Origin of the sequence: Neobacillus jeddahensis (assembly GCF_000612625.1) — a bacterium.
Taxonomy (GTDB): Bacteria; Bacillota; Bacilli; order Bacillales; family Cytobacillaceae; genus Neobacillus; species Neobacillus jeddahensis.
This window is the reverse complement of the sequence record NZ_CCAS010000007.1, coordinates 52,469-74,553: the sequence shown is the minus strand read 5'-3', so window position 1 is coordinate 74,553 and position 22,085 is coordinate 52,469. Positions and strand designations below refer to the sequence as shown.

General features: G+C 38.0%; 15 protein-coding genes. 4 read left to right on the top strand and 11 right to left on the bottom strand.

Translation table 11 applies throughout. The features are described from left to right. Positions 1 to 66: 66 nt before the first annotated feature. Complete coding sequence (locus TY15_RS05155) at positions 67 to 462, bottom strand: hypothetical protein (protein WP_040208887.1); 396 nt, start codon at positions 460 to 462, stop codon at positions 67 to 69. 161 nt (positions 463 to 623) lie between these two features. Further along, positions 624 to 1,103, bottom strand: a complete 480-nt coding sequence (locus TY15_RS05150; protein WP_040208886.1) for a PaaI family thioesterase — start codon at positions 1,101 to 1,103, stop codon at positions 624 to 626. Positions 1,104 to 1,191: 88 nt separating this feature from the next. Between TY15_RS05150 and pepF the strand changes: the two genes are divergently transcribed. After that, the gene (gene pepF / locus TY15_RS05145; RefSeq protein ID WP_040208885.1) at positions 1,192 to 3,006 is read left to right on the top strand and encodes an oligoendopeptidase F; all 1,815 of its coding nucleotides are present in this window, start codon (positions 1,192 to 1,194) and stop codon (positions 3,004 to 3,006) included. Positions 3,007 to 3,164: 158 nt separating this feature from the next. Then, a complete protein-coding gene (locus TY15_RS05140; protein WP_040208884.1) occupies positions 3,165 to 4,844 on the top strand; it encodes a hypothetical protein in 1,680 nt (559 codons plus the stop codon). A gap of 127 nt (positions 4,845 to 4,971) precedes the next feature. Here TY15_RS05140 and TY15_RS05135 read toward each other — a convergent pair whose 3' ends face one another. Both TY15_RS05135 and TY15_RS05130 read right to left on the bottom strand, forming a co-directional pair. Next, on the bottom strand, positions 4,972 to 5,979 hold the full coding sequence (locus TY15_RS05135) for a VanW family protein (RefSeq protein ID WP_040208883.1): 1,008 nt from the start codon (positions 5,977 to 5,979) through the stop codon (positions 4,972 to 4,974). Positions 5,980 to 6,200: 221 nt separating this feature from the next. Beyond that, positions 6,201 to 7,025, bottom strand: a complete 825-nt coding sequence (locus tag TY15_RS05130; protein WP_040208882.1) for a formate/nitrite transporter family protein — start codon at positions 7,023 to 7,025, stop codon at positions 6,201 to 6,203. 318 nt (positions 7,026 to 7,343) lie between these two features. Between TY15_RS05130 and TY15_RS05125 the strand changes: the two genes are divergently transcribed. Next, positions 7,344 to 7,769 (top strand): hypothetical protein, encoded by a 426-nt coding sequence (locus tag TY15_RS05125; RefSeq protein WP_040208881.1) that lies wholly within the window; start codon positions 7,344 to 7,346, stop codon positions 7,767 to 7,769. A 182-nt stretch (positions 7,770 to 7,951) separates the two neighbouring features. Here the strand turns inward: TY15_RS05125 and TY15_RS05120 are convergent, their stop codons facing one another. From TY15_RS05120 to TY15_RS05090, 6 genes are all read right to left on the bottom strand, one after another. Next, entirely contained in the window at positions 7,952 to 8,803 is an 852-nt protein-coding gene (locus tag TY15_RS05120; RefSeq protein ID WP_052353700.1) for a hydrogenase small subunit, read from the bottom strand. Between the two features lie 395 nt (positions 8,804 to 9,198). After that, positions 9,199 to 10,182: a proline dehydrogenase family protein gene (locus TY15_RS05115; RefSeq protein ID WP_040208880.1), complete on the bottom strand. Its 984-nt coding sequence runs from the start codon at positions 10,180 to 10,182 to the stop codon at positions 9,199 to 9,201. A gap of 232 nt (positions 10,183 to 10,414) precedes the next feature. Further along, entirely contained in the window at positions 10,415 to 11,953 is a 1,539-nt protein-coding gene (locus tag TY15_RS05110; RefSeq protein ID WP_040208879.1) for a DHA2 family efflux MFS transporter permease subunit, read from the bottom strand. Positions 11,954 to 12,388: 435 nt separating this feature from the next. Further along, positions 12,389 to 13,564: a cell division protein FtsZ gene (gene ftsZ, locus TY15_RS05105; RefSeq protein ID WP_040208878.1), complete on the bottom strand. Its 1,176-nt coding sequence runs from the start codon at positions 13,562 to 13,564 to the stop codon at positions 12,389 to 12,391. Positions 13,565 to 14,043: 479 nt separating this feature from the next. Continuing rightward, positions 14,044 to 15,234, bottom strand: a complete 1,191-nt coding sequence (locus TY15_RS05095; RefSeq protein WP_040208876.1) for an NAD(P)/FAD-dependent oxidoreductase — start codon at positions 15,232 to 15,234, stop codon at positions 14,044 to 14,046. A gap of 264 nt (positions 15,235 to 15,498) precedes the next feature. Further along, positions 15,499 to 17,973, bottom strand: coding sequence for an EAL domain-containing protein (locus tag TY15_RS05090; protein WP_052353699.1), 2,475 nt, complete (start codon positions 17,971 to 17,973; stop codon positions 15,499 to 15,501). A gap of 305 nt (positions 17,974 to 18,278) precedes the next feature. On the opposite strand from TY15_RS05090, the gene TY15_RS05085 reads away from it, so the two are divergent. Beyond that, complete coding sequence (locus tag TY15_RS05085) at positions 18,279 to 19,253, top strand: 2-hydroxyacid dehydrogenase (RefSeq protein ID WP_040208875.1); 975 nt, start codon at positions 18,279 to 18,281, stop codon at positions 19,251 to 19,253. A 178-nt stretch (positions 19,254 to 19,431) separates the two neighbouring features. On the opposite strand, the gene adhE is transcribed toward TY15_RS05085, so the two are convergent. After that, entirely contained in the window at positions 19,432 to 22,035 is a 2,604-nt protein-coding gene (gene adhE / locus TY15_RS05080) for a bifunctional acetaldehyde-CoA/alcohol dehydrogenase (RefSeq protein WP_040208874.1), read from the bottom strand. Positions 22,036 to 22,085: the final 50 nt, after the last annotated feature.

Genomic DNA, 22,085 nt, shown 5'->3' with positions numbered 1-22,085 from the left:
ATATTCTGAGCTGAATCCAACACTACTCCAGTAGTTCTTGCACATGGTTCATACACATGTTACATGTCAAAGGTCAGTATGTAAGACTGCTTTTTGTACATCCCAAATGATGAAATCGTTCGAAAATTGTCTCGTCTCTACAATGGCTTCTATCCCATTTTTTATAAAGATGAGCCCTGAACCCATTTGTTCCTCGAATTCCCATCCATTAGACTTCATGAATTCTTTTACACTATCATATTGCTGATTCCCAGTGTTAATTGATAAGTAACTGCTCCGTTTTTCGGTTTTCGAAAATTGCACAAATTCTTGATCAGACAGTTTTAACTTTAGGATGGAAACAGCTAATGGCAAAGGATTCTCTTCCTGAAATAGGATAGACCCAAATAATGCAATGAAAATACCAGATCCTATCGAGATCACAAGGATTATGGTCATGGCTACTCTTTTATAGTTTCTCATCCACCTACCTCCCGAGATTGCTACACCTAATTATTAAGACGAATCAACAGACTTTTTTGTTTCATTTGGAAATATTTCAAATAAATTACAGTTACAAAAGGCACAAAAATAAAATCCACTCGTTAGGTAATATGGAGTGGATTTGTGTTGTCTATATTAAACTATTTAATAAAACTACTTGGCATCACGACAGCAACGACCTCACCACGTGCACAAAGGATATCTTCCGCAAATACTTCTGTTAGCACTTTAAATTTTTTCGGATGGATCTCTTGCACTACTCCAATCGCTTTTAATGGTACCCCATGTGGAGTAGGCTTTAGAAAGTTCACATTTAAGGAGGCCGTGACAAATCGAGGTGGCTCTACACCGTCTCCAGGTTCGTTCCCATTTTTTCGATGAAGTGCAAGTGCAGCTGACCCCGTTCCATGACAATCAATGAGCGAGGCAATCACCCCTCCATATACAAATCCAGGAAGTGCCAGATGTTCAGGTTTGGGTGAATAAATGGTTTCCGTCTGATCACCTAGCCATCCAGTTCGAAAATGATGACCTCCTTCATTTAATCGACCACAGCCATAACACCAGGCAAAATCAGCGGGATATTCATCTTGAATTGCAGTTTCTAACCTTTTCTCCAAGTTGCATTCCTCCTTTTTCAGAAAAGTATAACATATTTGAAAAGATATGATAATATTTAGGAGTACGAAGAATCTAGGAGGAGTTTTAATGAAAAAAATGGTGGAAGAACGCCTCAAACGCATAGAGGTCCCTCAGGAATTAACATGGAATCTAGATGATTTATTCCCTTCAGAGAAAGCATGGGAAGAAGAATTAGCCGTTATAAAGAAAGAACTTACACAACTTGAAAGATTTAAAGGGAGTTTACATACTAATTCAAAAGTATTGCTAGATTGCTTATGCGCTCAAGAGCAACTTTTCATGAAGCTCACAAAAGCTTATACCTTTGCTAGCTTAAAACAATCAGCTGATGGGACTGATCCTGCCAATCAAGCAAATATAGTAAAAGTTTCGTCTCTTCGTACAAAAAGCATGGCCGCCCTCTCATTCATCGATTCCGAAATCCAAGCCTTCGACGAGGGAAAAATGGAACAGTATTTGGAAGAACAACCTGGTCTTTTGCCGTTTCAGAAAAATTTAGTGGAGCTACTTAATAGAAAAAAGCATAGCTTATCGCAAGAAACTGAAGAAGCACTCGCTGCACTCGGTGAACTTCAAGGTGCTCCCTATCAAATCTATCAAATGGCCAAATTAGCAGATATGGAATTCGCACCTCTGCAAGATACGGAAGGGAACGAAATGCCCGTATCGTTTGCCTTGTTTGAGAACCGGTACGAATTTTCAGCCGATACAGATATTCGTAGAAAAGCCTATCACTCTTTCGTGACAACATTAAAGCAGTATAAAAACACAGCTGCCGCTACATATGCGGCCGAAGTGAGTAAACAAGTTACACTTGCTCGATTGCGCAAATATGAGTCGGTAACCCATATGCTCCTTGAACCACAACAGGTCACATTCGACATGTACAACAATCAGATTGACACCATTTTTACAGAACTGGCCCCGCATATGCGTCGCTTTGCTCGATTAAAACAAAAGGCTTTGGGTCTTGAACAAATGCATTTCTGTGATTTAAAGGCCCCATTGGATCCAGATTTCAATCCATCTACTACGTACGAAGAAGCAAGTCAATTAATCTTGGAATCGTTACAAGTAATGGGACCAGAGTATAGCTCAATTATTGAAACGGGCTTGAAGGAACGATGGGTGGATCGCGCCGATAATATCGGAAAATCGACAGGAGCATTCTGTTCTAGCCCCTATGGAGCACACCCTTTTATTCTTATTACTTGGCAGGATAATATGCGGGGATGCTTTACCTTAGCACATGAATTTGGTCATGCTGGACATTTCTATTTAGCCAATAAAAATCAGCGAATCATGAATGTCAGGCCTTCCATGTTTTTTATAGAAGCGCCTTCAACCATGAATGAAATGTTGTTAGGCCAACATTTACTTGCACAAAACGACGACAAGCAAATGCGACGCTGGGTCGTTTTACAGCTTCTCGGTACGTACTATCATAATTTTGTCACCCATTTGCTCGAAGCGGAATATCAGCGAAGAGTTTATGCACTTGCAGAGAAAGGCAATGCCCTAACGGCCAAAACATTATCTGAAGTAACAGGTGCCGTCCTTTCCGAATTTTGGGGCGATACAGTTGAAATTGATGAAGGAGCATGTCTTACTTGGATGCGGCAGCCGCACTACTACATGGGGTTATATCCCTACACCTACTCTTGCGGTTTAACTGCTTCAACGGCAGTTGCACTAATGATTCAGGAAGAAGGTCAGCCGGCTGTGGACCGGTGGCTAGAAGTACTTAGGGCTGGTGGAACGATGAAACCGCTAGACTTATTGCAACATGCTGGCATCGATATGTCTAAATCAGAGCCTATCAAAAAAGCTGTTGCCTACGTCGGATCCCTAATCGACGAACTAGAACAATCCTACCACTAATGAATCAATTAAAACTTAAAACCTTTTTCCATTAGATGGAATTTTGTACCTGTCAAGTTTTATAGTCTTTTTATTCCCCACTTTTAACGAAACTTTTCTAGTATGTCATCCGTATTACCCATACTATAATGATAGACTAACTTAAAAGGAGATTTTTCATGGGGAATATTTTTTTATTCACACTAATTATTGGGCTTACGTCTACCCTCATTTTATTACCTATAATAAAAAATGAGCAATTAAGTACAAAAGAGAGTAAACAAATAAAGACAGGTATTATCGTTGCAATAGTTGTCATTCTGATGCCAGCCATATTTGCTTTTTACTATTTTACAAATTTCGACAGAAACTTCTCTTCTAGTTGGCCATTAGCGATCCTCGTAACTCTGGGAGGAGTTGTGTTTTCAAAAGGTAAAGAACGGAAATGGAAGGCCCTTCTTTTTGTGGTAAGCATCATTATAGGTGGCTATTTCGTTTCTGCATTTATTTTTAATGCTGATGAAAAGTTTGAACTAGCAAAAATGGATCAACAGGTGGAAATTAAATCCTTTGACGATAAACAAACACCTGCAAGTGTCCCACCACAGTTTGCAAGGAATAAAATGAAAAAAGCATTCGGGCAGGTTCCGAATACAAGTTATTACGAACTAGGTAACCTACAAATTCAAAAGGTCAATGGGGAGTTCGTCTACATTGCTCCTGTTGAGTTCTCTGGGTTTTTTAAATGGTGGAAGGGTGAACTGACCCCAGGCTACTTTACTTTAAGTGCCACCGATTCATCCGCCAATCCTAAATTCATTAAGTCAGAAATGATGTACACTCCTTCTTCCTATTTTAATAAAAATATTGAGAGACATATTCGCATGCTTTATCCGAAAAAGATATTCTATGGGGATGTCCAATTAGAGATTGATGAAAATGGTCAACCTTTTTACATTTGTTCCTATGGTGATTTCATCTCGGCACGAAATGGATTTCACGTGAAAGGAATAGTTACCGTGAATTCCCAGTCTGGCGAAACTAAGGATTATCCTTTATCAAAGATTCCCGATTTTATTGATGGTGCCCTTTCTCCAGAAGTAGTCAGCCTTCAAAACAGTTATTTCGGGAACTATATCCACGGCTTCTGGAATAGCAAATTCGGTAAATCCGATGTGAAGCTTCCGTCCGATGAAGGGACAGAGGCCAATGTAAGTCCAATTTTTGACGAACAAGGAGTTATGTATTATTTCACTGATTTTACCAGTCCTAAAGAAGGCGTCGACTCAATGCTTGGTTACTCTTTAACAAATTCAAGGACCGGGAAGGCTACTTACTTTACAGGGAATCCAGAAGAATCCTATATGGATTCACAAGGTACCCTGCAGATTATTGAAAAGAAATTCATCGAGAAGAAATGGCATGGCCAAATGCCGATTCTATACAATTTCTATGGCGAGGCAAGCTGGTTAACCCCTGTATTAGATTCGAATGGCTTTCTGCAAAACTATTTTGTCATATCGGCGGCAAACCCGGAGATTTCAGTTTATGGAAGCACTCCAAATGAAGCATTAAAACAATATAAGACTGCCCTGCAAAGAGGTAAAGGAACAGTCGATGGCAGCTCAAAAGCGGATGAAAAGCAAATTTCTGGAACAGTCTTAAGAGTATTTAAAGAGAAATCTGGAGATTTTACTGTTGTTTCCTTTTTACTTGATAATCATAAAAATTTCGTTATTTCATCTGAAAAAGCCCCCATGGCGATCTATCTAAAGGAAGGGGATCAAGTATCCGTTCACTATTTGGAAACAGGCGAAGATTTCCTTCCTGCTAAAGAAATGGTGATCGAGGGATTGTAAAGAAGAATCTTTATCGGCAGAACACTCTGATATGCAGAACCGACAAAAGCCAATTTCCGGTAGAACTATGGAAGTTGGCTTTTGTTAATATAGTCAGCCCTCATGGGGACTTAATAACATAAAATGGTCAACCACCGTTCCCTTTTACTAGGAGACTTTGATACTTAGTGGATGTTCGCATTTCAATCGTTAATTTTCCGTTTCCATAAACGGCTTTTATAAGAAATGGAATACCGGTTGTATTTTGGAAGCGAAAATCGGGCCCACCATAAGAAACGGTCGCATCTCGTCCCTCCGGTACATAGCCAACAGATAAAGAGTGGTGATGCTTTTCGACATACCTAACCCCGACTTGATCAACAGCATTAAATAATGTAGACGAAGTCTGGCAGATTCCGCCCCCGATTCCATCAACTAATTGCTTGTTGACAATCTCCTTTGCTGGTTGATAGCCATGTTCGACATCACTAGGGCCAACTGTTGTATTATACGAAAATATATCCTGTGAACCTACAATGATATTATCAATCGCTTGAGCCGAAAGCTCAATATTTTTTGAACGCCCTACTACACTACTGTCGAAATAGGTTGTATAGGAGGAGAGTACTACTTCATTTAAATTGGCAACATCCTCAGGTAAATAGCCGCTTTCAGTCACGGTTAATGGTAATTCAACATCTCCACCTGTACTAGAGGCCGACATCACCTTTTTAACTAAAACCGCTTCGTCTAATATAATGAGCGGCTTCCCTTTGATAATCTGACCATCTGGACTAATTTTATCAAGAATCATACGTTGGTCATATCCAGTTGCTAAATCAGTACCCCTAGCCAAATCCTTTGCCCATTTTTCCAATTCCTGTTTATATGACTCTGGATTACTCTCAAACCCTAATTCTATTGGTAAAAAGGTTTTTATTATTTTTTTTGTATTTGGGTCGACGACATTGACGACAATTGGCTTTTTCTCTTCTTCTTTCTGCGGTTCCTCAGGCGGCTTTTGATCCGGTTTCTTTTGCGGCTCTGTCACTTGTTCGTCATGAGGCTGCTTCTTGACCGTCTTTTCGGTACACCCGGTTACTCCAACTAAGCCCCCGATTACTATCACTGTTATTATCCATTTTCGTTTAGCCATTTTGTCCAACTTCTCCTCTTAAACAAAAATTATTCCATCATGCTAACATATGAGGAATTGCGGTTTGTGGTGTATCCATTCACCCATTTTATTCCGTTTTGCATGTCATTATGACAATGGAGAAGTCTTTCTTTGGGAAGGCATTTAATGGCCAAATTATTTAAAGTAAAAAACAGCGCCAAACTCACGGTCCGTCACTGCTTTTCCTATACTATGATTTACTATCTCGTGCCACTTTTAGGTAAGTGGTGGACGACCTTTGGTTCTAGATAGCTTGGTTGACTTTTCCTATATGCGAACCAATATGCCATCGCGATAAAGACGGTTCCCCCAACAGCATTCCCTAGGAAGACAGGAACAAAGTTTTGAAGATACTCTAACCAAGTAAAATGCCCGGCAAAGATAGCTGCGGGGATAACAAACATATTGGCTACAACGTGTTGAAATCCGATCGCCACAAATGCCATCGTAGGGAACCAAATACCGGTGATTTTCCCAAACATATCATTTGCTCCATATGAAAGCCACACTGCCGATGCAACAAGCCAATTACATCCAATCCCAGAGATAAAGGCTTGAAGAAATGTTGCGTCAAGTTTATGTTCAGCAATACTAACCGTTTTTGCCAAGTATGGTGCAGTTTCAGTTAAACCAACAAGATGTCCAAAGAAGTAAGCAACAAAAATGGCCCCAACAAAATTACTTAAAGTGACCAGCAACCAATTATAAATAACATTACCTGTGCTGATTCTTTTTGCCATTCTCGCAAGCGGGACCGCCATCATATTCCCTGTCAAAAGCTCACCACCTGCAAGTAAGGTAAGAATTAAGCCTATTGGGAACACCGATGCGCCAATCAAACTGCCCAATCCCTCTAGATTTCCGGTTAACGTTGCCGTTACACGGATGTAAAGTAAATAACCTAAGGCGATGAATGCTCCTGCCTCAAAACCTAATATCAAAGTTTCAATCAGGGGGTATTTTGTTTTTTTTACTCCATTTTCGACTGTGATTTCCATAATTTTATCTGGTTTACTATAGCCCATGTGAAGTTCTCCTTTAATAATCGTATGTTTGTGAAATAATTAACATACTACTATTTTATAGTAAAAACTCATTTGAACATGTGAATATTTCTTTAATTATTTAAAAGCGCTTACAATAGAAATTATTCCTTTCTTCGACAAATACTCACATAAATCCCTTTGCCACACAGGCATCGAGGACAAAGTATGTTATACTAATAGATAATGGACGGTTTATTGATCGATTCAAATGACAATGACTGTTTAAGTACGGAATCAATGTAAACTTTCCTTAGTTAGGTTTTGCAATAGACCTTAATGGTAGAAGGGTGTTATGTCATGGAAAATGCAATAGAGACGGTTTATTTCTTAGAGAATCCTGAAAAAAATATTATTAAATTCGCTACTGGAACACAACTTCGTTATGAAGATGTGATCAAAGAGGTTTTTGGTGTTGCCTGTATCAATGATTTACACATGATGATCCAGTATAATAAAAGTTTTCAAACAAGTATTTGTAATTGTTATGGGATTAGTGAAAAGAAAATTACCTTAGATAAAATTATTCGAGTAGCATCCAAAACAGATTTACTTCGATTAAAAAAACATTTGTTAGAACAGCAAAGAGAACAAGTGGAAAACGTTCAACTAGTTGAAGATCAGCATATCCAACGTCCATTTGATGCAGTAATTAAGTTACAAGAAGGTTTATATCAATGGGATGACGCTAATTTCTCCTACAGTGCTGTTCCAAATGGTGCCTAATACCTTTGAATACCATTCAAAGGCAAGGTGCCTTTTTTTTGTCTCATCCTTAAACGAATTAGCGGAAATAAGTTATAAGTTTTCGTGGGTAACAGACTTCCACTCGTTATAATTTTGAAAAAATGAACTATTCAAGACGGTTTTCCCCATATGTATACTAGTTAATCCTTGTGATCCTCTTGTCACTTTTTTCTTCTGGCAACAAAGCCACCTTTATCCCAGAACCCTTTTTCTGAACAACCGATGCAAGGAAATCCTGCTGCAATACAACGATCATATCCAATAGATTCGCAAGCGTTAAAGGCTGATGGGCCCTTACAGCCTAGTTTAAATAAACAATATCCCTTTTTTGCACCCTCATCATCATAGGACTCTGCAAATAATTTTTGATCAAAAAATGGTTTGCGATGACAAGTCATGTGCACCGTTTTTTGATAATAAATTTTGGGGCGGTTCTTTTTATCAAGCTCGGGCAGTACTCCATGAAAATGGACATGTAAAAATGTTCCGATAATGGCTTCCGGAATGGGAGGGCAACCAGGAACTAATACAAGGGGGACATCCTCAGGGATCATGGTTTTAATATCAACTGAATCTGTAGGATTGATCCCCGCAGCTGGTATTCCTCCCCAAGCAGAACAGCTGCCAATCGCGATAACAGCCTTTGCATTTCTTGATGCTCTCCTAATTTCCTCTCTTACTGATTTTCCTGCAATCAGCAAGAAGTCATCTCTTCTTGGAATACTGCCTTCAATTGCAAGAATATATTCACCTTTATATTCTGCAAAAATAGATTCCTTATGAGCTTCTATCTGCTCTCCACTTGCTAGCGAGAGAAGCTCACTATACTCCAATGAAATAAAATTTAAAATGGTATCTAACATCGTTGGTTCAAAGGAACGGGTGAAAGCCTCTTTACAGCCAGTACAATCCAAAGCACTAATCCAAATAACAGGAAGTCTCCTATTTGTTTCCGTTTTCATAACCATCTCTTCGGTTATATTAATTGCCTCTAACCAATTATAATGAGTCATCTTCTCCTTCTCCTTCTCATCTCCAGTTTTCCTAGTGATGGTAATATCATGTTCACCATTTCACAAATTCAACTTCGATTCATATCGCCCTTCTTCCTGACACATAAAGTTTACGGCTAAAAGATCACCATTGTCCATTCATTTTGAAAATATTAAAAAATTGTTCTTTAACAAGTTTCCAAAGTGAAAATGCACAAAAGGGTGATTCTCTACCTTAACAATATGACATCCTTCGTTTTACGAAATGATCCCTTAATTCTTTTAAACTAAATATCCTGTAAAGTACAAATAACAAAACCTGATTTTTTAGTAAAATAAGCTAGGATCCCATCAAAGTACTTGAAGGGATCCTAGCTTATTAATCATGTTATTCCATTTATGCCTGGTTTAATAATCTATTTTCGTCTTTTTTTATTAGCCTTTGTTACTCTACCTAATAAAAATGCCCCTGCAGCAACACCAATGATCGTGTTATTTTTTTTATTAAACACCTGTTTGGCGACAAGATTTAAGTTTTGTGGTCTTTCTGCTAATCTTCTCATGAAATAACCGTACCAATCATTACCAAAAGGAACATACGTACAGAAGTTATAGCCTTCACTGGCTAATTTAAGCTGTAATTCCTTCCTAAAACCATAGAGCATTTGAAATTCAAATTGCTCATTGGGAATATCATGCTGCTTCACAAACTCTTTCACATGGTTGATGATGTGATGGTCATGTGTGGCAATTGACGTAAATTTCCCATTCAATAGATGCCATTCAATCAACTTAATATAATTTGCATCGATATCTTTTTTATCTTGGTAAGCGATTTCTTCAGACTCTTTATAAGCTCCCTTAACAAGGCGAACCCTAAAGTTTTTATATCTTTCAACATATTCCAAAGCATGATGGAAATACGCTTGAATGACTGTCCCAACATTATTATATTCAAGTGACAGATCATCCAATAGGTTAAAGGTTAGTTCAAGGTGTTTGAAATCTTCCATATCGATATTAATAAACATATCGTATTGGCTTGCTCTATGGACAATCTCTCTAATATTATTTAAACAAAATCTGTAATCAATATCCAACCCTACTTGTGTTGGTTTTAACGAGATATGCGCGTCCACTTGGTTCTCATGAATTGCTTCGATGACGTTAAGGATTTGTTCTTTCGCAGCTGTTGCCTCTTCTTCTTTAAAAACGAATTCTCCTAAATTATCGACTGTACATGAAATCCCTTGTGCATTTAGTTCTTTAATACTTTTAATAACTTCAGGTATATTTGTTCCCGCAACAACGCTTTGTGCACCCATCTTTAATCCATATTTTTTAGCTGTGCTATTGAGAAATTGGTTTTGTGATAAACCCATGAAAATATCTTTCAACATTGCGATTACTCCTTGTTGGTGTTTTTTATTCCATTATAGCATACGCTTTCAATAATATTTGTTTTGCGAATTTTCCAAAATAATCACTACTCTATCATCAAATTGCTACCTAACATCATTGATGATTAAAATTCAATCACAAGCAGATCCTTCTCCGAAAAAAAGAGCTCATTTCATAAAATGAAATAAGCTTTTTGGCAAATTGCTTATATGAGAAATGGTGTCAGGCACCTTAATTCTCAACCAATTTGGTAGGAGTTTTACTTTTGAAAGGTTTTATTGGACTTCCACCCTCTTGATCTTCGGCTTGTTTTGCTCGTTTAATAAAGAAGGCAAGGACAAGAGCTACGCCAGCTATAAAAGTGGCGATTAGGAAAGCGTAATTGATTCCATTTAGCATGGATTGCATTAAGATATGCTGTTTCATTTCGGCGAGAGCAGCCTGGGTCGGCTGCTCAGTTACTTGCTTCATCGCAGCTGCGCCAAGCTCTTGCGCCTTTGACTCCGTCCGATTTGACATGATCGTAACCATTAATGCTGTTCCGATCGCACCAGCAACCTGGTTTAAAGTATTATTCATGGCTGTACCATGAGGATAGAACCGTTTTGGTAGCTGATTTAAACCATTTGTGGATACGGGCATCATGACCATCGACATCCCAAATGAACGAATAGAGTACAATAGGATTAAATGTGTATAGGATGTATCAAGTGTTAATTTACTAAAACCAAAGGTAGTTACTGTGATGATGGCTAATCCGACAACGGCCAAAACACGACCACCAATTTTATCAAATAATTTACCGGTAACAGGTGACATAAATGCCATTAAGATGGCACCCGGCATCAATAATAGCCCGGCATCCATTGGAGATATCCCCCTTAGGTTTTGTACATAAATCGGCAGCAATAGCATCCCTGAAAAAAGCGCCATGTTGACAACCATTGAAATGCAAGATGATAAGGCGAACATCGGGTATTTATAAACTCGAAAATTCAACAACGGTGATTCGATTTTAAGCTGGCGCACGATAAATATGAACAACGAAATGACACCAACCGCAATCGTCCCATAAACCTGTGGACTATCCCAGCCCTTACTTCCCGCAGAACTAAATCCATAGAGAATTCCGCCAAAACCAATACTTGATAATAGAAGCGATAAGAAATCTAAACGAATATTCACTTTTTCTTTCTTATCTTTTAACATGAATAAGCCTAGTAAAATAACGACTATCGCAATCGGCGTAATAAAATGGAATAACATTCTCCAATCATAATGCTCGATAATCCAGCCTGAGAGCGTTGGTCCAATAGCTGGAGCAAACATTAAGATGAGACCAAAAACGCCCATCGCAGCGCCCCTTTTTTCAATTGGAAAGCTAACTAGCATAACATTCATTAATAATGGCATCATAATCGCTGAGCCGGCAGCCTGTAATATTCGGCCTGACAACAGGAGTGGAAATACATGGGCAAATCCTGCCAGGATTGTACCTGCTGTAAATAAAAACATAGCTGATAAAAAGATATGACGGACAGAAAACTTCTGAATGAGGTAGGCACTAGTTGGAATTAAGATTCCGTTCACTAGCATAAACCCAGTGGTTAGCCATTGCACAGTAGATGCTTCAATATTCAAGTCCTTCATGATGGAAGGCAGTGCAATGTTCAATAATGTATTATTTAAAAAAGAAATAAATGCTCCGACCATTAACACGGCAATAACCCCGTATGGTGGACGTTTGTGCTTTTCAACGGATTTCTCCATTAATGTTCCCCCTTATACACATTGTTCAATATTTTGTACTCCAATTTCACATAGATTCTATCTTATACCCATGGTTCAATTATTGCAATTGAAACAATCTATTATTTAATGGGTTTGTAGCAGTAATAAAAATCTGATATTTATTTTATACATTTAGTATAAATTCATTACGAATGAGAGTGATCGTATGAATGTCCGGAAACAGCATATGCTCGATAGAGGTCATCAATCATTAATAGAAAAAGGAATTCAAGTAACCTCCACTAAAGAACTATAATTATTTTTCATCAAAAAATGAATTATTAATCCCTCTTTTTAAAATGATTCAAAAGCATTTTCATAGGACCGACAACTTGTAATTTTTCTGAGGATATCAAAAAATCAAAATAACCCCCAATCCTGTTCGGATTGGGAGTTCCTAATTACAACGAAAATTCATCTTGATCTATTTTTGCGATTTCGAAGGAAAGTTGGGATATCGAGCGAATCCTCATTCGCTTGCAACTGCCAACTATTCTCTTCCTTTTGTACTTCAGCATGTCGCCGCAGTGGCTGGTCCTCATGACTAGCAGATTCTTCTTCAATAAAGGTCCCACGTCTAATGTTAGGGCTTGTTTCTTTGATGGGATTGGACGAAGTATTTCTAGTTTGACTGTCATTATCGACAAAACCTGTAGCAATGACCGTAATCATGATTTCATCCTTTAAATTCTCGTTAATAATAGAACCAAAAATCATGTTTAATTCATGGTCAGACGCTGAAGCAACAAGGTCTGCTGCCTCTTGCACCTCATATAAGCTTAAATTGCTACCCCCTGTAATATTCATAAGTACACCTTGGGCACCGTCAATTGATGTTTCAAGTAAGGGACTAGATATCGCTTTCTTGGCTGCCTCGATGGCGCGATCCTGCCCCTTTGCAACACCAATCCCCATTAAAGCTGTTCCTTGATTGGTCATAATCGTTTTCACATCAGCAAAATCAAGGTTGATTAATCCTGGTACGGCAATTAAATCGGAAATTCCTTGTACTCCCTGGCGTAAGACATTGTCTGCCTCACGAAATGCTTCCAACATGGGCGTTTTTTTATCAACAATTTGTAATAAACGATCATTCGGAATAATAATTAATGTATCTACTGCTTCCCTCATTAATTCAATTCCATTTGAAGCATTCGCGGCACGCTTACGACCCTCAAATCCAAAAGGACGTGTGACTACTCCAATAGTAAGTGCTCCAAGCTCACGGGCAATTTGAGCAATCGCTGGTGCTGCCCCTGTTCCTGTTCCCCCGCCCATTCCGGCTGTTACGAACACCATATCTGCCCCTTCTAAAACCTCTTGCAGTTGACGCTTACTCTCTTCAACGGCATTTCTCCCAACTTCTGGGTTAGCACCTGCCCCTAATCCTCTTGTTAGAGATGCCCCAATTTGCATTTTAATCTCCGCTTTTGATAGGTTAAGTGCTTGTGCATCTGTATTAACTGCAATAAACTCCACACCTTGAATTCCGTCTTCAATCATACGGTTAACGGCATTGTTTCCTCCACCACCAACACCGATCACTTTTATTCTCGCAATTTGATCTATATTCATGTCAAAATCCCACATACAATTCCTCCTAGCTTTAAAAACCACATTTCTTCATTATTCAGAATATTTTCTTTAGAATATTAGTAGTTTAGTTTAAGCGGAAAACATCTTTTCCATTTATTAATATAGTAGCAAAATAACAGTCAATTTCATATAGTACAAGGGTCACTCCATCTATTTCTTTTAAAACTATGTAAAAAAACTCACTTTATAGTGCGCCTCTAACATCATACGTTCTAAATTACCTATAAATAATATCTTATTCAATCTTTTCTAATAATTATATTATATATTTTACTATTCGGCAATTGCTCAGGGCTCCAACATAAACCCCCCTTTATTGATCTTTTGTGATATTTTTATTAATATCATCTCAAACTTATCAAATATAAGTTCAATCCTATGAATGGAATGTAGAAACGACAGAAAAAACTCCAACCATTTGTAGATAGCTGGAGTTCTCTCTTTCTGTATTTTCTTCAACAGGTTCCAGAAATTCATCGTTGTTTCCACTCTTTTCGGACTAATGATAATCCTCCCAACATAAAGTAATAACGCATCTCTATTACCCACTTCATAAAGGACCCAAATCTTCCATTTACATGATGATCATACACTAATCCTGATGCATTTCGATTGCCTAATGACATAACCATGCCTCGATAAATATAGTGAAACGGCTTTGCCGGCTGCCCATAAATTTTCATGCCAATATTATAGGCACAATATTGTCCTTGTTGGATGGCAATTTGTGCAGTTGGTGGGTAAGGTTCTCCCCTTTCATTAAAACTTACGGAGGCATCACCTAATACATAAACATCTGGATAACCAGGAACCTCACAATATTCATTCAGTTTTACTCGACCATCCAATAGGTCGAATCCATGTTCCGCTAAAAGTGGATGTCCTTTAATTCCCCCTGCCCAAATGAAGGTTTTTGTTTCTATTTTTGTTCCATCTTGTAAAATGACAACCGCCTTTTCCACTCTCTCCACAGGAGTCCCACATATATATTCACAGTCCATTTTTTTCAAAGAGTTTACTGCATCCATGACAATCGCTTCTGGGTAACCTTGAAGAATATGTTGATTGGATTCGATGACAATAATGTGTACCTCTTCTCGGTTCACCCCATATAGCTTACAAAAAATTGGAATTCTATCGTTCAATTCATGGATAAACTCCATCCCTGTAAAACCAGTTCCTCCAATAACAATATTTAATTGACCTAGAGGCTGTTGACTGTATTCCAAAAACTGGTCTTCAATGTGTTCACGAAGACGATAGCTCCCCTCCCAATCAAACAAGAAAAAGGCATGTTCATCCAAACCGGGAATAGAGAAGGTTTTAGGAGTGCCACCTATTCCAAATACAATAAAGTCGTAATGTAAGGTGTGATGTTGACAGGTGATTTCCCTTCGTTCCAAATCTATGCCAGTGACTTCATCTTGGATGAACGTAACTCTGTCAGGATCAATCAACTCGCGGATTGGTAGTTTTATCGCTTCCGGTGTGACTGTTCCAGCCCCCATCTCATGAACCTTAGTCGTGAAATAATGATAATCATTTTTATTGACTAAAACAATTTCAATTCTAGAAGGATGGACTTTTTTCTGTAAAGTCACTGCTGTCATTAACCCAGCATATCCACCACCTAAAATAACAACTTTCTTTTTCTCAAATTCCATTGTTTGCTCACTCCTTCACAAACACTTTTCTTTCATTATAAAACGCTTCCATTGGTAAAACAATACATAACGTTGGGGAATAACGGATATACACAAAAATGTCATATATCCCCACTTCAAACAAATTTATGTACAAAAATACCATTACCGGAACAATGATATCGCCCCAATAATGGTATTTTATTTTAGTCATTTATATCATTAAGTTTTCATTCCAGCATAGCCGTACTGTACAAATAACAAAAATGACCCTTCGATATCATACTAATTTTCTATTATTAAGCAATCCTGGAATTCATTTATTGGTATTGGTTTACTAAAGAGGTATCCTTGAACACGATGACACTGGTGTTCATGAAGGAATAATAATTCCTCTTCCGTTTCTACTCCTTCAGCAATAACCTCCATGTTGAGAATTTTCGCCAACTGAATCATCGCCGCGGTGATACCAGCATTTTCAGATTTTCTTGAGATATTATGAATAAATGACTGATCTATTTTGATGCCATCCAACTTATAGGTTTTTAAATAGGAAAATGACGAATAACCGGTTCCAAAGTCATCAATAAAAATTTTAATCCCTAATTCTTTTAATTCACCAATAGCTTGGGTGACATGTAATTCATTTTTCATTAATGAATTTTCGGTAATTTCAAATTCTAAAAGCTCACCTTCCACCCCGTAGCTTTCAAGCATCGTTCGAACACTACTGGCAAAATCTTTCTGTAAAAATCTTTGGGCACTAATATTAATACTGATTGGGACAAGGGGAAGCCCCTCATTTCTCCATTCTACGAGTTGTTGACAAATTGTATTCTTCATCCAATGACCAATCGGAATGATTAACCCTGTTTCTTCCGCCAAGGGAATGAAATCTGAGGGTGGAATAAGACCTAGTTTTGGATGATTCCAGCGGATTAATGCCTCTGCCCCGATTATTTTTCTTTGTTTAGATTCGATGCTCGGCTGCAGATAAACAGTGAATTCATTTTTCATTACGGCCTTTCGCAAATCTCTTTCCAATATGAAAGACTGATAACTTGTTAGATCCATAACCTTAGAATAAATTTGATAGTTATTTCTACCTAACCCTTTTGCTTTGTAAAGTGCAACGTCTGCATGTTTCATGAGATCTATTACATTGTCACCGTCAGTAGGATAGGTACTAACACCTATGCTTGAAGTCACTAAAAGCTCGTTATCCTCAATAAAGAAGGGTTCTTTTAAACAATCAAGCAAGTCCTTGGCAATTCGAACGGAATCTACTTCATTTTCAATCGAAGGACATAGCACCATGAATTCATCACCACCCATTCGAGCGATAAAATTATTTTTACCCACCTGTTCCTTTAATCGTTTAGAAAGTTCTTCTAATAGAAGATCACCAATATAATGGCCCAATGTGTCATTAATATTTTTAAACCGATCTACATCGATATACATCACAGTCAACTTCTGATTATTTCGTTTAGCAAGACTGATGGTCTTTGCCAGCTTCTCTTCAAACCCTCGTCTATTCAGTAGTTTTGTTAATTCATCATGATTAGCTAAAAAAGCATTCAACTCTTGAGCATTTTTTTGAACTGTAATATCCTTTCCAATTGAATAAATCCCCGTAATTTGTTGATCAATATAAATTGGTAAATACGTGATATTTAGGTGAACCTTTTCACCGTTCTTTTGACATACCGCAGTATCAAAATTTTGTGGTTTACCCAAAAGAGCCTTTTTAAATGAACTATTATTAATGGATTGATACTTATCCAAAATCAGTTCCGGCAGTGCAGTTTTTTGCAGGTCTTCTTTTGAATAACCCAATAATTTCTCTGTGGCAGGATTTAAGTTAAGGAATTTACCGGTTATATCTAGACTAAAAACTGCATCCTGACTGTGATCGAAGATGGATTGATAAAGCGCCTGATTTTCATGTAGTTGTTGTTGAGTTGAACGTAATTCGGTAACATCGTGGACGGACCCAACTATTTCCACTACTTGTGCACCTAATAAAATAGGCGTTATTTCTACATATAACAATTTTCCGCTTAATGAAATTTCATAATGGATTCGATTACCCTCGAAGGCATTTTGATATATTTTTTGTTTAAACTGAGCGACATCCTCTGAAAATATCTCAAACGGAGTTTTGTTTCTAAGTAAATTTGTCTTTAGTCCTAGCTGATTGAGCAATTTTCCTTCTGCTAACGTATATACGATCCGACCAGTTTCATCCATTTTCATCTTAAAAATCCCATTCTCGAGGTTTTTAACGGTCAGATAAAAATCGTCGGTAAGTTCATTCCGAATGGCAAACTCAAGTTTTTTTTGTTCCGAAATATCAATACGAATCGAAATATAACGATGTGGTTTCCCCTTATCGTTTAAGATCGGTACAATGGTTGTGTGGACCCAATAACAGCCTCCATCTTTTGCCTTATTCTGAATCTCGCCCTTCCAAACCTTTCCTAAACCGATCGTCTTCCACATCTCACGAAAGAATTCTTTTGAATGATATCCTGAATTCAGGATTCGATGGTTCTTTCCGACTAGTTCCTCTTCACTATATTTAGAAATTTCACAGAATTTTCTATTGGCAACTTCAATTAAACCCTTATTATCAGTGATAGCAATAATGGATGATTCATCGAGTGCAAATTTTAAATCCGCCATTTCCTTATTGATTAATGCTATATGTTTGTACGTGTCCTCTATTTCAGTAAGAGTAATGGGGTTTTTATTCATGCCAAGATACTCCTTAAATGATTTAATACTTAACAATGTATTGAAGTATTATCTGATAATGTCGCTCTTTCAAAAAGTCTATTAAATTATTATATAGGTGCCCATCATAAAAATCGACATATTTCTACATTCACTGTTTATAAGTTGGAAAACATAATATTTCACTCCATTGGACGGACTGATTTTATTTTCAATCTTGAAAGGTTCTGTCTTTTCATTTCTAATTTGTTGACTCCTGCTACGGTTTATGTCAATTTAAAAGAGAAATTATCTGTATTTTCAGTCGGGGGGTAGATTTTTTCCTAATGAGAAAAAAAATAATAGCCTATAACTTTGTATTTACGGAGGTCCTTGAGGAGCTGAATGAACACTATGATGTTGTCTTTTTTGATGGGATTGTTCCAAAAAAAGATCGCGAATTTATTCAAGCACTGCAGGAAGCTGTCGGTATAGTTGGTTTGGCACTGCCTGTAGATGAAGAATTATTAACACGTGCACCACATTTAAAAATCGTTTCAAATAACTCAACTGGCTTTAATAATCTATCTATTCCTGAGATGACGAAACGGGGAGTAATGGGGACCAATACTCCGGGGGTCTTAGAGGAAACAACAGCGGATGCTATTTTTGGCATTCTCCTAGCAGCTGCACGCCGCATCGCTGAGTTGGATCACTTTGTAAAGAACGGAAAATGGACGAAGCATTTGACGAAAGACCAGTATGCAATTGATGTCCACCATAAAACATTAGGGATCATTGGGATGGGAAAAATCGGTGCTCAAATTGCAAAACGAGGACATTTAGGCTTTGATATGAACATTTTATACCACAATCGGACCCGAAATCCCGAAGCGGAGAAACAGTATGATGCTACGTACTGTGACCTAGACACCTTGCTGAAGGAGGCAGATTTTGTCTGCTTAATGACACCACTTACAAGTGATACCGAAAATTTAATTGGCGAACGTGAGTTTAAATTAATGAAGAAATCTAGTATCTTTGTGAATGGGTCCCGTGGGAAAACGGTCAACGAAGAAGCACTAATTAATGCATTAACAAATCAAGAAATTTATGGAGCTGGATTAGATGTTTTCCGATTAGAGCCTTTAAATCCAGATCATCCCATTCTATCTTTTCCTAACGTTGTAACAACCCCCCATATCGGCTCATCCACGTTTGAAACAGAACTTAAAATGGCAAGGCTCGCAGTGGAGAATTTAGTGGCAGGCTTAGCTGGTGAACGCCCTAAAAACCTGGTGAATCCAGAAGTACTTTTATGAGTTGATGCTATTAAAATTATTAGTGTGTTCAAATGCATATATTGCCATCAAAGAGTATCATCTATGGGGACAAATCAATAGTCTCATAATTGTAGGCGATTGTAATAGGCAGTCAAAAAACTCAACCATCATATAACAGTTGAGTTTTTTGGGCTTTCCATTAATGTCTCACAGTTGATTAAACGCCTTTGTATGCAAGACGATAAATGTCTGCTAATTCAGTTACTAATGGTAGTTTTGGATTGGCAGTTGTACATTGGTCTTCAAAGGCACGGTCAGCTAGAAAATCAACCTTGCTTTCGAATTCTGCTTTATCAATATTATTTTTTGCTAAGCTCATCGGAACTTCTAGTTCTGTCGCTAATTTTATTATCGCTTGAACAAGACTTTCTACGCCTTCTTCCGTGCTACTTGCTGGTAAACCAAGTGTTCTTGCAATTTCCGCATAACGTTTGTCTGCTTTGAAGTGGTTATACTTCGGAAATGCTGTAAATTTCTTTGGTTTTGTTGCATTATAACGAATAACATGTGGTAATAAAACAGCATTCGCACGTCCATGGGCAATATGAAATTCTGCACCTAATTTATGCGCAAGACTATGATTAATTCCCAAGAATGCATTTGCAAATGCCATACCGGCAATCGTTGAAGCATTATGAACCTTTTCACGTGCTTCTTCATCATTTCCGTTTCTGTATGCCCTTGGCAGATATTCGAATACAAGTTGAATGGCTTTCATTGCCAGTCCATCTGTAAAATCATTAGCCATACAAGACACATAAGCTTCTATCGCATGTGTTAATACATCTAGTCCAGTGTCTGCAGTAATATGTTTTGGTACCGTCATAACAAACTGAGGGTCAATTATCGCAACATCCGGAGTCAATTCATAATCAGCAAGTGGATATTTAATGTTCGCCTCTTTATCGGTAATAACCGAGAATGACGTTACCTCAGAGCCTGTTCCAGAAGTAGTCGGAATCGCAACAAATTGGGCTCTTTGACCTAAATGTGGATACTTAACAATCCGTTTACGAATATCCAGGAATTTTTGTTTAAGGCCAAAGAATTCCGCATCAGGATATTCATAGAACAACCACATTCCTTTGGCAGCATCCATTGCAGAACCGCCACCAAGAGCAATGATGACATCTGGTTGAAACTTCGCCATCAATTCGGCACCCTTCATCACTGTTTCAATCGATGGATCTGGTTCGACGTCTGAGAAAATTTCACAATGTACATAGTCAGGACGTTTTCTTAAATAGTACAAAATCTTATCAACGTAACCCAGTTTCACCATTCCGGGGTCAGTAACAATTAATGCTTTAGAAATATTAGGCATTTTTGCAAGATATTGAGTGGAGTTCTTCTCAAAGTAAATTTTTGACGGTACCTTAAACCATTGCATATTCACATTCCTCTTTGCCACTTTTTTAATATTGATGAGATGTATGGCACCAACGTTTGTAGATACTGAGTTACCACCATACGTTCCACAACCAAGAGTCAATGATGGCATATAAGCATTGTAAATATCCCCAATTGCCCCTTGAGATGAAGGTGCATTAACAATAATCCGGCCAGCCTTCATCCGTAGACCAAATTGTTTAATGACATCTTGATTAGTAGTATGAATTACGGCAGAGTGTCCTAAGCCACCAAACTCGAGCATTTCTTCGGCCCTTGTTAATCCTTCTTCCACACCGCTAACCTTGTAGCAAGCTAAGACTGGGCTTAATTTTTCTCTTGAGAGTGGGTATTGTGGACCCACACCTTTTAATTCGGCAACAAGAATCTTCGTATATTCTGGAACCGTCACACCAGCCATTTCCGCAATTTTTGCTGCAGGCATGCCGACGATATTTGGATTCACCGCACATGAATGTTCGTTTATAACTAATTTTTCAACCTTTTGTTTTTCCTCTTCGTTTAAGAAGTAGACATTATTGGCGATCATCTCTTTTTTCACATCTGCATAGATGTCTTTATCGATGATGACAGCTTGTTCAGAGGCGCAGATCATGCCGTTATCGAATGTTTTTGATAAAATTAAGTCATTCACCGCTTGGTGAAGATTAGCTGATTTTTCAATGTAACACGGTACGTTACCAGGTCCTACGCCAAGAGCTGGTTTTCCTGAGCTATAAGCAGATTTCACCATCCCCGCTCCACCAGTTGCTAGAATCAAAGCAATTTTATCGTGGTTCATCAAAGTTTGGGTACCTTCAAGGGATGGCGTTTCAATCCATTGGATACAATTTTCTGGTGCTCCAGCTTTGATTGCGGCATCTCTTAATACACGTGCAGCTTGACTGCTAGATTTTTGCGCAGATGGATGGAAAGCAAAGATGATTGGATTTCTTGTCTTTATCGCAATCAACGCTTTAAACATCGTTGTGGACGTTGGGTTTGTAACAGGAGTTACCCCTGCGATAACACCAACTGGCTCAGCAATTTCAATGATTCCCTCATGTTCATTTTCGTTAATAATTCCAACAGTTTTATCATATTTGATATTGTGATAGACATATTCTGTGGCAAACATATTTTTGATGATTTTATCTTCATATACGCCTCTCCCAGTTTCCTCAACGGCAAGCTTTGCAAGTGGCATATGTTGATCAAGACCGGCAAGGGCCATTTGCTTTACAATTTCATCAACCATTTCTTGGTTAAACCTACGGAATTCATTTAAAGCCTTCAGTCCATTTTCCACTAAGACGTCCACCATTTTTGTTACATCTTGTTTCTTTTCAACTGCTTTTTCAATGACTGCCATGATATTCCCTCCAAAAGTCTAATTAAATGTGAAGTATTTCACAAATTTAT

What these genes read in the sequence shown, in the direction of transcription:
- TY15_RS05155 (WP_040208887.1), bottom strand. Translation starts at nt 462, where the DNA reads ATGAGAAACTATAAAAGAGTAGCCATGACCATAATCCTTGTGATCTCG.
- pepF (WP_040208885.1), top strand. Translation starts at nt 1,192, where the DNA reads ATGAAAAAAATGGTGGAAGAACGCCTCAAACGCATAGAGGTCCCTCAG.
- TY15_RS05140 (WP_040208884.1), top strand. Translation starts at nt 3,165, where the DNA reads ATGGGGAATATTTTTTTATTCACACTAATTATTGGGCTTACGTCTACC.
- TY15_RS05135 (WP_040208883.1), bottom strand. Translation starts at nt 5,979, where the DNA reads ATGGCTAAACGAAAATGGATAATAACAGTGATAGTAATCGGGGGCTTA.
- TY15_RS05130 (WP_040208882.1), bottom strand. Translation starts at nt 7,025, where the DNA reads ATGGGCTATAGTAAACCAGATAAAATTATGGAAATCACAGTCGAAAAT.
- TY15_RS05125 (WP_040208881.1), top strand. Translation starts at nt 7,344, where the DNA reads ATGGAAAATGCAATAGAGACGGTTTATTTCTTAGAGAATCCTGAAAAA.
- TY15_RS05120 (WP_052353700.1), bottom strand. Translation starts at nt 8,803, where the DNA reads ATGACTCATTATAATTGGTTAGAGGCAATTAATATAACCGAAGAGATG.
- TY15_RS05115 (WP_040208880.1), bottom strand. Translation starts at nt 10,182, where the DNA reads ATGTTGAAAGATATTTTCATGGGTTTATCACAAAACCAATTTCTCAAT.
- TY15_RS05110 (WP_040208879.1), bottom strand. Translation starts at nt 11,953, where the DNA reads ATGGAGAAATCCGTTGAAAAGCACAAACGTCCACCATACGGGGTTATT.
- ftsZ (WP_040208878.1), bottom strand. Translation starts at nt 13,564, where the DNA reads ATGTGGGATTTTGACATGAATATAGATCAAATTGCGAGAATAAAAGTG.
- TY15_RS05095 (WP_040208876.1), bottom strand. Translation starts at nt 15,234, where the DNA reads ATGGAATTTGAGAAAAAGAAAGTTGTTATTTTAGGTGGTGGATATGCT.
- TY15_RS05090 (WP_052353699.1), bottom strand. Translation starts at nt 17,973, where the DNA reads ATGAATAAAAACCCCATTACTCTTACTGAAATAGAGGACACGTACAAA.
- TY15_RS05085 (WP_040208875.1), top strand. Translation starts at nt 18,279, where the DNA reads ATGAGAAAAAAAATAATAGCCTATAACTTTGTATTTACGGAGGTCCTT.
- adhE (WP_040208874.1), bottom strand. Translation starts at nt 22,035, where the DNA reads ATGGCAGTCATTGAAAAAGCAGTTGAAAAGAAACAAGATGTAACAAAA.